11 protein-coding genes are annotated in these 12,081 nt (G+C 69.8%); 6 read left to right on the top strand and 5 right to left on the bottom strand.

The window, feature by feature from the left end; translation table 11 throughout:
* Positions 1-179: 179 nt before the first annotated feature.
* Positions 180-662 carry a hypothetical protein gene (locus tag KBX34_RS07150; RefSeq protein ID WP_247671529.1) on the bottom strand — a complete coding sequence of 161 codons (483 nt, stop codon included), beginning with the start codon at positions 660-662 and terminating at the stop codon, positions 180-182.
* A 355-nt stretch (positions 663-1,017) separates the two neighbouring features.
* Between KBX34_RS07150 and KBX34_RS07145 the strand changes: the two genes are divergently transcribed.
* Genes KBX34_RS07145 through KBX34_RS07135 form a run of 3 tightly spaced genes read left to right on the top strand, consistent with a single transcriptional unit; the run spans position 1,018 to position 4,966 of the window.
* The gene (locus tag KBX34_RS07145; RefSeq protein WP_210923941.1) at positions 1,018-2,151 is read left to right on the top strand and encodes a tyrosine-type recombinase/integrase; all 1,134 of its coding nucleotides are present in this window, start codon (positions 1,018-1,020) and stop codon (positions 2,149-2,151) included.
* Positions 2,148-4,223 (top strand): tyrosine-type recombinase/integrase, encoded by a 2,076-nt coding sequence (locus KBX34_RS33400; protein ID WP_247671528.1) that lies wholly within the window; start codon positions 2,148-2,150, stop codon positions 4,221-4,223. Before KBX34_RS07145 ends, KBX34_RS33400 begins: the two co-directional genes overlap by 4 nt.
* A 44-nt stretch (positions 4,224-4,267) precedes the next feature.
* Complete coding sequence (locus KBX34_RS07135) at positions 4,268-4,966, top strand: class I SAM-dependent methyltransferase (protein ID WP_132396067.1); 699 nt, start codon at positions 4,268-4,270, stop codon at positions 4,964-4,966.
* Between the two features lie 59 nt (positions 4,967-5,025).
* Here KBX34_RS07135 and KBX34_RS07130 read toward each other — a convergent pair whose 3' ends face one another.
* From KBX34_RS07130 to KBX34_RS07115, 4 genes are read right to left on the bottom strand one after another with little or no spacing between them, the layout of a single operon-like run.
* The gene (locus KBX34_RS07130) at positions 5,026-5,547 is read right to left on the bottom strand and encodes a DNA cytosine methyltransferase (RefSeq protein WP_210923939.1); all 522 of its coding nucleotides are present in this window, start codon (positions 5,545-5,547) and stop codon (positions 5,026-5,028) included.
* Positions 5,544-6,410: a hypothetical protein gene (locus KBX34_RS07125; protein ID WP_210923937.1), complete on the bottom strand. Its 867-nt coding sequence runs from the start codon at positions 6,408-6,410 to the stop codon at positions 5,544-5,546. The genes KBX34_RS07130 and KBX34_RS07125 overlap by 4 nt, the downstream gene beginning before the upstream one ends.
* Positions 6,407-7,399 (bottom strand): TRM11 family methyltransferase, encoded by a 993-nt coding sequence (locus tag KBX34_RS07120; RefSeq protein WP_374223663.1) that lies wholly within the window; start codon positions 7,397-7,399, stop codon positions 6,407-6,409. Before KBX34_RS07120 ends, KBX34_RS07125 begins: the two co-directional genes overlap by 4 nt.
* Positions 7,383-8,315 (bottom strand): hypothetical protein, encoded by a 933-nt coding sequence (locus KBX34_RS07115; protein ID WP_210923934.1) that lies wholly within the window; start codon positions 8,313-8,315, stop codon positions 7,383-7,385. The genes KBX34_RS07120 and KBX34_RS07115 overlap by 17 nt, the downstream gene beginning before the upstream one ends.
* 837 nt (positions 8,316-9,152) lie before the next feature.
* Here KBX34_RS07115 and KBX34_RS07110 point away from each other — a divergent pair.
* The 3 genes from KBX34_RS07110 to KBX34_RS07100 all read left to right on the top strand — a co-directional run bounded on the left by KBX34_RS07110 (position 9,153) and on the right by KBX34_RS07100 (position 12,058).
* Complete coding sequence (locus tag KBX34_RS07110) at positions 9,153-10,034, top strand: hypothetical protein (protein WP_210923932.1); 882 nt, start codon at positions 9,153-9,155, stop codon at positions 10,032-10,034.
* Positions 10,035-10,757: 723 nt separating this feature from the next.
* Entirely contained in the window at positions 10,758-11,138 is a 381-nt protein-coding gene (locus KBX34_RS07105) for a pilin (RefSeq protein ID WP_210923930.1), read from the top strand.
* A 5-nt stretch (positions 11,139-11,143) separates the two neighbouring features.
* Positions 11,144-12,058 carry a conjugal transfer protein TrbL family protein gene (locus tag KBX34_RS07100; protein WP_210923928.1) on the top strand — a complete coding sequence of 305 codons (915 nt, stop codon included), beginning with the start codon at positions 11,144-11,146 and terminating at the stop codon, positions 12,056-12,058.
* Positions 12,059-12,081 lie beyond the last annotated feature (23 nt).

Here is a 12,081-nt window from a genome sequence, read left to right as displayed (position 1 = left end):
TTGTGTGCTGGAGGGTGGGGGCGGCCGCCGTCGGGTGCCGTCGGGCGCGGGGCAGGTTGGCAGGCATGGGTGGACTCCCGAACGTCGGAGGTTCTGGCGGCTGGACACCCGGGGGTGGTGGCTCGTCGCGGACGCCGTGTGGATGCGCCGCGACGAGCCACCGTGTGCGCTGGCAGTGGCTAGGTGTGCTGGCAGAGCAGAAGTCGCAGGGCGGTCGCCGCCTGGGCGGGGACGACGCCGTTGCCGAGGACCCGCAGTGCGGTAGTGCGGGGCAGCCCGAGCGTGGGGTCGGTGACCCAGTACTCGGGCAGGCCCATGAGCCACTCCACGTACGGCGGCGCGAGGACGGGTTTGCCGTGCCGGCCGGTTTGCGTGGGTTCGGGGGCGGGGCGGCCGAGCAGCAGCTCCCAGCGGGCGACCGCAGGGGCGTAGTCGCCCCATCGCTGCTCGTCGGGCTGCCCGAGTGCGGCGATGGTGGTGCGCAGGTCCGCGCCGCCGTCGCCGTGGCGCCCGGGGCCGCGCCCGTCGGACGCGCGCGGGGTGGGCAGGATCCGGGCCGGGACCCGCACCGCCGCGGAGGGGAGGGTGAGGTCGCCGTGCGAGCCGCGCTGCCCTGGGCAGCCCTTCTCGCCGTCGGTGGCCCTCGGGGTGGGCAGCAGCACCTCAGAAAGTGGGGGCCGGAACCCGGAGCCCGCGCGTCGTCCGGGCGTGCCGGTGTCGCTCGCCCTGCGGGTGGGCAATAGCCGTGTGGCGTCGGTGCATGTGTGCCCGTGCTTACCGGTGCGGGCGATGCGCTCTGCGGTGGCGGTGGGTAGGAGGCCGTGGGTGGAGCCCGACGGTTCGATGAGGTCGGGTAGGCCGTGCTGGTGGCCGGGTCCTTTGCCGTCACGGGCGCACGGTGTCGGCAGCGTCCGCACCCCCGCCCCGTTGTCGGGTGGGTGCGGCCACCTTCTTATCTGGACAGTTGAGGTTCTGGCGATTCTGCGGACACCTCGTTGAGCCCCTACGTTGTCCAGCGTGCGTGTGACGAAGGCTGTTGATGCCCGGCCCGGGCGGCCAGCGGTGGAGCTGGTAGACGACACCGGCGTGCCCGTAGCCGATGTGACCGGGTTCCTCCGCCTGTTGACGGTGCGCGACTATTCGCCGAACACGGTCCGTGCCTATGCGTACGACTTGCAGAAGCTGTACCAGTTTCTGCACGAGCATGGCTTGACGGTCGAGGAGTTCCGGCCTGCGCTGGCGGTGAGTTTCATCGAGTGGTTGCGAACCCGTTCGTCGAGCCGCAAGGCCCAGCGGCTGGACCTCACGTTGACCTCCGGGAACGGCCGCTTGTTGGCGGCCAAGACCTGTAACCGGGTGCTGGCGGCGGTGTCGTCGTTCTTCGAGTACCTGATCAGCATCGAACGCTACGGCGGTGCCGACAATCCGCTCGTGACCATCCCTGACCAGGCAGCGGCCCGAGTTCCGGGCCGCCCTCGGGCGCCGCTAGTGACGTCACGTCCGCAGCGGCCGGTACGTCGGGCGTTGCGGATCAAGACGGTGGAGTCGCTGCCAAGACCGATGTCCGACGACACCTATGTCGCCTTGCTGGGCGTGCTGCGCACCCGGCGGGACCGCGCTCTGCTGGAGCTGATGTGGGAAGGCGGCCTGCGGCCAGGAGAGGTCCTGGGCCTGCGGCTGGAGGACATCTCCTACGGACGCCGGCGAATCGTGGTGCGCCACCGGACCGATCACCCGGCAGGAGTGCGGCAGAAATCCCGCCGGGACCGGACCGTCGACCTGCTGGAAGGCCGGGCGCTGCCGGCCGTCAGCGACTACGTCATGCACGAACGCCCCACCGACGCCGACACCGGCTATGTGTTCCTCGTCGGCGGTCGCGGCCAGCGACGATTAGAGGCGTTGAGCTACGACGGCCTGGTGCGCATGTTCGCCCGGGCCGCCCGGCGTGCCGGCGTCCGCGACGCCTGGCTGACACCCCATGCGCTGCGCCACACGCACGCGACCCGCATGTTCGAAGGCGGGATGCGGGATCTGACCCTGATGACCCGGCTTGGGCATGCCAGTCCCGACTCGACGAAGATCTACACCCGGGTCAGTGATCCCGACGTGATCAAGGACTACCGGGCCGCGATCGGGGACACCGCACCATGAGCGGAGCCGTTCTGCGCCTGCCGGCGTCACCGCCACCGACCCTGGTCGGTGGACCACGACATTGTCCGGCCGAGGAGTACACGTCATTCGTCGAGCACAGCGGCATCTACAGCCCTGACCGCAAGGTCCGGCTGCATCGTCGGCATGTCCGCTTCCTGCGCCAGGTCCCCGAGCTGGAGAGCTGGTTCGACCAGCCGCTGCGGCAGCGGCTCGGGTGGCGCAACAAGGACACCCAAACCCGGCGCCGTGGCCCCGGGGATGACTTCGATGTCACGGCCGGCTGGATTAACTACAACGCCCGCGACTACCTGATCTACCTAGCCTTAACCGGTCGGCTGCGGCTGGACTGGGGCTGGCTGCTCGGCATCGGTGTGATCAAACCGTGGTCGATCGCCGACCAGCTCGGCCTGCCACTGACCGCCCAGGTCGACCAGCTACGCGAGCAGGTGACCGCGCTGGGACACAACCCCGACAGCAGCACGTTCCGGGTGTCCTGGACCGTGATGCGATTGGTGCTGCACCGCGGCGACCCGGACCTGCACGCGGTCACCGCCGACGATGTCGAGGAACTGAGGGCGACGATCCGCACCCTTGACCAGGTCCCCGGCATCGACGAGGTCCTCAGCCCACGGCACCTCACGACGATCAAGAACGCGTGGGGCACCAACGTGTTCCGCACCGGGATCGCGCTGTTCCACGCCGGGATCACCGACCGGCTGCCACAACGCCTGGACCGTAAACCATTGCCGCCGCTGAGCCCGGAGCCGCGAATCGCCGCGGTGATGGACCGTTACCTGGTCGAACGAGCTCTCATCGTGCGGCCCGACTCCATGAGCTCGACCCGGGCCGCGATGCGACGCTTGGGCATCTGGCTGGCCCAGCAACGCCCGGCTGTGGAGAACCTGGCCAAACTGACTCGCGCCGACCTGCTGGACTTCATGACGTGGCTGGGCGGGCAGCGCAAAGTCAAGCACCCCGAGCAGCCGCTCAGCGACGTCTACCGCCGCAGCATTATCTCCGAAGTCACCGTGTTCTTCCGCTACGGAGCCCACGCCGAGTGGACCGACATGCCCGCTCGCCCGGTACTGACCCGAATGGACGTTCCACGGGCGGTCCAGCGCGTCCCACGGTTCATCCCGGCCCACCAACTTGAACCGCTGATGACCGCGATCCGCACCGTCGAGTGCCCGCTGCAACGGTGTGCGCTGCTGGTCGCCCGGTGGAGCGGCGCACGCCGCGGAGAGATCCGCCGGCTGCACCTCGGCTGCCTCGACACCTACCCCGACGGCACCCCGCGGCTGCGGCTCGCCGCCGGCAAATCGCTCAAAGAACGCACCGTGCCGATCCACCCCGAAGCTGCCGAAGCGATCCGCCGTCTCCATGAACTGCGCGCCGGACACCAGGACCGCGGCATCCACGACAGAGACACCGGCAAGAATGTGCGCTACCTGTTCCTCAACAACGGTCGGCTCGCCGATGTCGAATACCTGTTCGCGGTGCCGCTCGGACGCATCTGCGACGAACTCGGCATCCTCAACGCCGAAGGCAAGCCCGCCATCCACGCCCACCGGTTCCGGCACACGCTGGGCACCCAACTAGCCGAGAAAGGCGCCCGCACCCAGACGATCATGAAGATCCTCGGGCACCTCAGCGCGGGCATGTCCATGACCTACTCGCAGATCTCCGACCCGGTCGTGCTGGCCGACTACCAGGCCGTCCTGCAGCCTGGAGCGGCTATCGCCGGCCCTCTGGCGGACACTCTGCGCCGCGGCCAACTCGACCAGACCGCACTCGACTGGCTCCAGACCAACTTCTACAAGACCGAACTTGAACTCGGACGCTGCCTGCGCCTGCCTCAGGAAGGGCCGTGCGAATGTGACCTCTACCTGAGCTGCCCTAAGTTCGTCACCACACCTCAGTACATCCCCCGGCTAGAAGACCGGCTGCACACCGAAGAGCAACTCATCGCCGACGCCACCGAACGTGGCTGGGCCCGAGAGATCGAACGACACCGCTGCATCGCGGACCGCATCCGCAGCCTGCTGCAGGAACTCAACACGTCTCGCCCGTGAGCGAGCTTCCCGTCCCTACCAGCCCAACCAGGAGGAATTGACCGATGACGCGAACCGAGTCACCGCTGGAAGACCGCAATGCGCCCGGGTCACCCAGCAGGAACACAGACGACTGGTTGGTAGACGCCCGGACCTCCTACGACACGGTCGCCGACAGCTACGCCAACTTCGTACGCGACGCCCTCGCCACGGAGCCATACCTTCGTGCAAGTCTGGCGTTATTCGCTGAGCTGGTCCACGCCGCCGGCGACGGGCCGGTGGCGGACGTGGGCTGCGGGCCGGGACACGTCACCGCCCACCTGCACAAACTGGGCGTCGACGCCTTCGGCATCGACCTATCACCCGCGATGATCGACCTGGCTCGGCGCGACCACCCCGATCTGCGATTCGAAGTGGGCTCGATGACCGATTTGCAACTCGCCGACGCCTCGATTGCCGCCCTGCTTGCCTTCTGGTCATTGATCCACATACCCGATGACGCCGTCCCTTCGGTTTTGGGCCACTTCCACCGGGTGCTGCGTCCGGGCGGACCGCTGCTACTCGGCTTCCACGTGGGCGACGAGTCGAGGCTCAAGACACAGGGCTACGGCGGCCACCCCATGAATGTCTACGTTCACCGTCGCCAGCCCGACCGAGTCGCAGCGTGGCTACGCGACACCGGATTCACCATCAAGGCCCACCTGCTGATCGGCCCCGACACTGACGCTCCCGGGGCCATCCTCATCGCAGTCCGCCAGCCCTGACCACGCCGACAACCCGGTCGGACCGCAATGCTGGCGACGAACCAGCGGTGCTGTGATCTTCACCACTGCCGCCACTGTTTGTCCAGATAAAGCAGGAACAGCCGGTCGCGGCGGTGGGCGGCGCCGATGTCGGACGCGCGTAGGCATAGCCAGCTTGTGTCGTACCCGATCGTGGCCAGGTCGGCTTCGACGACGTCGAATCCTCGCCGCAGGAGGGCGGCGACGTTCTCCACGAACACGAGCGGTGGTCGAAGGACGCGAACGGCGTCGGCGATCGAACTCCACAGGCTGGAGTGCTCTCCAGTGATGCCGGCGCGCTTGCCGGCGTTGGAGATGTCCTGGCACGGGAACCCGGCGGTGAGGATGTCGACGGGCTCGACGTGGGTCCAGTCGACGGTGCGGATTTCGCCGAGGTTGGGTACGCCGGGCCAATGGTGGGCGCAGACGGTGCGGGCGTGGCGGTCGGTTTCGGCGTACCAGGTGAGCTTGCCGCCGAGCACCAGCTCGACGGCCATGTCGAGGCCGCCGTAGCCGGTGCACAGCGATCCGATGCGGGGGGCGGTGGTGTGGGCAATGCTCACGCCACCTCCCCGCGCCCGGCGTCGCCTGTCACCGGCTCGCCGTGTGGGCAGGACCAGGGGCCACAACCAGACGCTTCCCCGCGTTGAGGACGGGGCCGCAGCTGTACCTCGTCGAGCGGCACTCGCTGCCGGTGCAGGTAGAACTGGCCGCGCAATGGGTGTCCGTCCGCGTTGGCCCGGGCGGAGCCGTTGCGGATGGACCGGTCGAAGGCGACGGCGTCCGCCCACTCCTGCGGGCTGTGCTCGCGCAAGGCGAACCAGAAGCCGTCGTCGTGGAATGGGCAGCCCACGCACGACGACTTCGGGGTGTCCGCGAGGCCGTGCTCGGCCAGGAAGCGTAGGCAGTCGGTGCGTCGCCAGCCGACGTCGAGCAGCGGGTGCACGTTGTGCATGTAGGCGACGTCGGAGTCGCGGGCCCGACCGATCTCGTCGAGGCTGATGCCGATCGCGACCTCTGCCCGGACCCCTGCCGGGACGCGCCTTGGGTGTGGGTAGCCCAGTCGGCGCCGCACTTCAGCCTTAATGGGTTTGATCTTGTATTCGGAAGTGCACTGCCGGCGGGCCATACCCCGTTCACCGTTCGGGCCGAGCGTGAACAGGGGCATGGAGGCGAAGCGGTGGCGTGGGTCGAGCGCGTCAGCTCGGATGTCACCGGCGCTGATGCGCACCACCTCGATTCCGGCCCGTTCGGCGATGCCGGCCAGGCGGTCCAGGTGCCGGTAGACCGCTGCCGGTTCCCAGCCGGTGTCGGCGAAGATCGCCGCGGTGAACCCGGGGATCGCCCCCTGGGCGGCGAGCAGCAGGAGCGTCGAGCTCTGCACGCCGGCGCCCAGGGACAGGTAGCGGTGGGTGGGTGGGCTCACGCGACCACCCCTGGCCCGTCCTCAGGCCTGCGCGTGTTGGTGAAGATCAGAACGTCTTCGTGGGCGATGAGGTGCATCGGCACCCCGGACGAGCGGGCCTTGCGGACCTGTTGGAGTTGGAAGAACGACGGGCGGGCGACGAGCTGCCCGTGACGGACGGCGGCGAGGAGGGCAACGCACCGCTCGGTCGGCACGAGGCCGGCGCGCAGGCCGGCGGCGATGACGGCGCTGGGCAGGTCGACCAGCTCGCCGCGCTTGCGCCACGGGCGGGCGGTGACCACGACGGCGCCGCCGGGGCGTAGCAGGGTGGCGCAGCCGCGCAGAATCTCGGCGAAGCCGTCGGTGAGACCGGTCAGGTCGCGGTAGGCGAGGTTGCCCTTGTCCTCGCCGTCGTTGTACCGGTCGTCGTACTTGACGACGCCGTGCTCGCCGGGGCGGACGAGGCCGTGGACGGTGGGACCGTACGGCGGTGAGGTGACCACGAGCGCCACCTGCCCGGTGAGGGCCTTCGGCACCAGGGACATCAGCCGGGTCGCGTCGCCGCGGATGACGGACGCGCGTCCGCTGGCGCCCTGGTCGTGGGCGTGGCGGATGTTGGCGTCGGCGATGTTCGACCATTGCGGCTCGTATTCGATGCCGAAGGCGTCGCGGCCGGCGTGGACGGCCTCGACCAGGGTGGTGCCGATGCCGCACATCGGGTCCAGGACCAGATCGCCGGGCTGGGTGTAGGCGGCAATCGCGTGGGCGGCGATCGCGGGCAGCATCCGGGCGGGATGCTTGACCGATTCCGGCACGTACCGGCCGCGTCGCTGGACGGGGCCGGTCGACTGGGCGGTGGCCCAGACGGACAGACCCCCAGGATCGGCGCGGTGGCGGCCGTCGTACTCGCGGTGCCGACCCTGGTGATCCTTGCCGACGGCAGGGCCATCGGTGTCCAGTTCGTTCGCGCCGGACGATCCCGCAGTGCTGTGCTCAGCCACGGCGCCCACCGCCGTCGCGGCCACGGCGCCGTCCCACCCCAGCCGCTGGAGTCGAGGGCGGGGTGAAGACCATCAGGTCGGCGTGCACCCGCAAGTGGGCGACCGACCACTGCTCGGGGTTGGCGTGGGCCAGGGTGAGTAGCTCCTCATCCGTGCCGAAGTAGACGAACTGGTCGCCGTCGGTATCGGCCTCGACGGCGACGATGTGCTGCAGGTAGCCCAGTCCCACTGCGGATGCGGCGGCCACGAGCGGCCCGAAGTCCTCCGGCGTTGGCTGCGTGCCGGCGGGGACGCCGACGACGAGGACGAGGCAGCCGCCGGGGCGCAGCAGCCGCGCGCAGGCAGCGAGGAGCCAGGCGAGGCGGACCCGGGCCGTCGCGCCGGCCTCGTGCAGCGGCCAGCAGGCGACCACCAGGCTGATGGCCGCGTCCAGCGGCCCGTCGTCGGGCGGCCGGACGACCGCCGTGTCGGTGCCGGGCAGGTCGGGGTCGGTGAGGTCGTCGCCGAACCAGTCGATCAGCTCGGGCGGGTCCTGCGCGTCGCCGGCCGCCGGCTCGCCGGGCGCGGTCAGCGGGTTGGTCTCGGTCGTGGGCGCCAGCGGGCCGGCGGTGGCGGGTCCGATGATCAGGCGGGAGCTGTCGGTGAACCAGGCGCGGTGGTGCTGGCGCCCGCCCCGGGCGCAGATCGGTGCGAGGACGTGGTCGGTGGTGAGGTCGACCACCGCCTCCCCGGGCCGGCTGTAGGCGGCGACGAGGCGGTAGGCCAGACGGGTGGGCAGGCTGGTGTGCGGGTCGGCGTCGGTACGGGCCGTGCGCCAGACCGTGATCGGTACCGGCGGGTCGCCGGCGATCAGGTCAATGAGAGTGGAGTCGGCCGGCTCGCTGTGGTCGGCCTGCTGGTGTGGGTGCGGCGTGTGCTCGCTCATGTGCCGTCGGCTCCGCGCCGCGCCGTGAAGCGCTGACATCCCCCAACCGGGTTTTGTGAGCCCCGGCGAACACTTGCCGAACCCACAACCGCTCACAACGCTCGACCCGGCAGCGGCTTGTCCCGGTCTTCCTCGTCCTGCCTGGTGCGCGCGACGTAACAGCCGCCATCGGCATTCGCCCTACCGAGACGGGACCGGCCTCGTCCCTACTCACCCCTGTCACTGACGCTGGGTCACTGACAGAAGGCGCTGACGGTGCCGGCGCCGGTTAAGGAGAACGCTTCGAGCGTCGACGTAGACATGAGCATTGACCGGCACTGTGAGACGCGCCGAGCGTCGTGTGTGCGGGGCCGTTGTCATCGGCGCGGCGCCGCCTGTCACAGGGTGCGGAATGTCCAGCGGTGACAGCCTGCCCCCGACTGTCACAGGTACGTCCGCAGCCCGCGCGGGCCGTCCCCGGCGAGCGGTGACAGTGGCGCTGTGAGCCGACCCGGTTGTCACAGCCGGCCGCGCGTGTCCCCTGTGAGGTCGTCCGCGCCGTCTCGCGGGTCACGACGTGAGCCTGCGTCACCACCTCCGAACAGCGGGTCACAGGCTCTGTCAGGGTGTCACAGGGCAGGTCAACTAGCCTTTGTCAGACTCTTGCCAACGATCAGCGGCGATGACGCGCCGTGCGGGCGGGCCACTGACAGAGGCCCGGTTCGAGGGCGACGAACAGCGCCCTGAGCAGCTCTGTCAGGACCTTGTGAGCCCTCTGTGGCGCAATCGATGCCACCGATCGCCGTGACAACGCCGGCGACGGCATTCGAATCCCTTCGGTGGCACAGGAGTGTTGACATGAGCGCGTCCGACGCTACGAACTGGCCGACTTCCGCCCTCGACGCGGCGGCGACCGCCTACGCCGCGCTGACCTGCGAGCCTGCGCCGCTGGCTCTTGACTGCACGGCGTTCTTCTCCGACGCGGGTCTGCCGCAGCCGGTGATGCCGCTGCCCGCAGTGCGGGACTGGCTGTTGCGCCACCCCCGCGCCTACACGGCGCGTGACGAGGTGTGGCGGGAGCTGATCCGACGCGCCCGGCTCGACGGGCCTCACTGGGTCATCGCCGCGGTCGGCATGGCGATGCCGGCGCTACAGCGGTACGCGGCCCACTTGTGCGAGGGCTACACCGGCGACCCTGCGGATATCGACGCCGAGATCCTGACCGGGTTCCTGAGCGCGCTCCGCGACCGGGCCGACCTTTCCAAACCCGCGCCGTACGCGAGCCTGTGCAAGGCGGCGTGGCGAGCCGGGCGGGACCTGCGGCTGCGGCAGCATGAGTACCTGCCGGTGCAGGACATCGAGCACCTCGTTTCCGGCTCCCGCACTCCGCCGGTGCCGTACGGGCATCCAGACCTGCTGGTCCGCCGCGCCGTGACCCTCGGGATCCTCGACCCGGAGGACGAGCAGCCCTACATCGACGTGCGGCTCGGGCACCGGGCGATCGAGCCCATCGCCGCGAGGAATGGTGTCAGCGTCGACGCCCTGCGCATGCGGCTGTCCCGCATCGACAGCCGCGTCGCCGAGGCCCTCGCGGACGGGCTGCTGACCGGGGTCGCGTCGCCGGAGACCACGGCGCGGCTGCGGCAGCAGGCCGAGCAGCGCGGCGGGCGTCGCGCAGGACGTGCCGCGGCCGGCCGCCGCGAAGCCGCCCGGCAGCACGCTTCGGCAGCAGCCGCCTGACAACCAACCGGCACGGCTGTGGCCCGACATACCCGTCGGGCCACAGCCGTTTCCGCGTACCGAGCGCCCGTCCCAGCAGAGCTATCCGGAGGCAGCGCGCTGGCAGAAGAGAACCGGCGCAGAATTGCCAGCCGACCTGCCCCGCCGGCACGTTTTGCGGCGCAGGCGCCGCTCAGCCGTCCCCCTCCGCTCCGACGATCAGAACCTCTCCGCCATCGTCCTAGGCACCCTGGAACGGGCGAACCGATGCGGCCTTGTCAAGAACTGTGAGCCCCAACGGCACTCACACCGCTCGAACACAGCCCGTTCCGATCCGGTTGTGAGTCCTCGCCCGCAGGCAACGCCGGCGACAGTGAAAGGCCCTGACCTGCCCTGTGAGCCCTGCCTGGACCGGGGTGAGCGCGGCAAGTGTTCGCCAGGGCTCACCAATCCCGGTTTGGGGGTGCGGGACTTTCAGCGAGCCATACCGCTCGCCGGTCCCGCCCGCCGCCGGGCGACACGAGCAGCCGCGATCCGCGCGCCTCGGGTGCCGCGCCAATTGATGCGCTGACACCACATTGATGACCGCAACCCACCCCTGAGGGAGGACGAGCTCCTCCCGGGGCTCACGCGGTTCGTGCGCTGCTCGCCTGCGCCCGGCGGCGGTCCCATCGGACCGCTTCGAGCAATCGCCGCCCCCGGTCACACGTCTTCGTGATCGGGGGCGGCGGGAGGTGAACCGCAGTGTCCCGCACCCCACAGCACACTCTCCGAATCCCGCGAATCGTTCGTCTCGCACTCCGTGCCGCCGTACCGCTGGTCGGCGTCGGCCTGTCACTCGCCGCCCCGGCCACCGCGTCTGCCGATCCGGGCGCCGCCGTCTACCTGGCGGCGAACTCGCTGCCGGTGGTGATCGCCAACCTGCAGGCCTGGGTCATGGGCATCCTGGCCGCCATCGCCACCCTCTTCCTCGTCCTGGCCGGCGTGTACTGGGCCACCGCCGGTGGTGACCCGTCGCAGGTCGAGAAAGCCAAGCTCGCCCTGCGCAACGCGCTGATCGGCTACGGCCTGGCCGTCCTCGCCCCGATCCTGCTGCAGGTCGTCCAGGGCATCGTCGGGGGCTGATCGTCATGGGATGGGTCCTCGACCAGGTCCTTGATTGGCTCACCACGGCGATCCTGGCCTGCCTCAACGCGATCTTCGACCTCATCACCGGCATTCTGCTCACCACCCCGAAGGTCACCGTGCTGCCGCAGGTGCAGGCGCTCACCGGCCGGTCGATTTGGATCGTGGACACCGTCTTCGTGTTGGCGTTCGTCGCCGCCGGCGTGCTCGTCATGATCGCCGGCGGCGACGAACAATCCCGCTACACGGTCAAGGACCTCCTACCGCGGCTGGTCGTCGGTTTCACCGCCGCGCACTTCTCCCAATTAGCCTGCGACCAGCTCATCAATGTGGCCAACGCCCTGACCGCGGCGATCAGCGAGGGCGGCTACGACGGCGACGGCGCGTTCACCGCGATCCGCACCCACCTCGCTGCGGCACAGGACCACACCGTCCCGCTGCTGTTCCTGATCCTGATCCTGCTCATCACCGTTCTGGTCGTGACGGCGGCGTTCCAGCTGATCGGCCGGTTCGTGGCGCTGCTGGTGATGACGAGCATCGCGCCGCTGGCGCTGGCCTGCCACGCGCTGCCGCAGACCGACGGTCTCGCCCGGCTGTGGTGGCGCGCCTACGCCGGATGCCTGGCGATCCCCGTGGCGCAGGCGTTCTTCCTCACCGCGGGGCAGCAGACACTGCTCGACCCGGCGACGATGCTGCCCGTCTTCGGGCTGCCCGTCGACCCGGGCGGCACGCTGAATCTCCTGGTCGTGGTGGTGCTGCTGTGGACCACCGTCAAGATCCCCACATTGTTGGCCCGCTGGGCGGGCCAGGCCGGACGTGGCACGAGCACCATGCTCGGCGCGGTGGTCCGCGTCGTCGTGGTGCAGCAGCTCGCCCGCGCCGTCCCTGGCCTGAACACCCTTCGGAGGAGCATCAAATGACCCGACCTGATCCCGAAGCGCCA

The sequence above is a fragment of the Micromonospora sp. M61 genome, assembly GCF_018070245.1.
GTDB classification, from domain to species: Bacteria; Actinomycetota; Actinomycetes; order Mycobacteriales; family Micromonosporaceae; genus Micromonospora; species Micromonospora zamorensis.
Note: the sequence above shows the minus strand (reverse complement) of the source record. Positions and strands in the feature narration are given on the sequence as shown.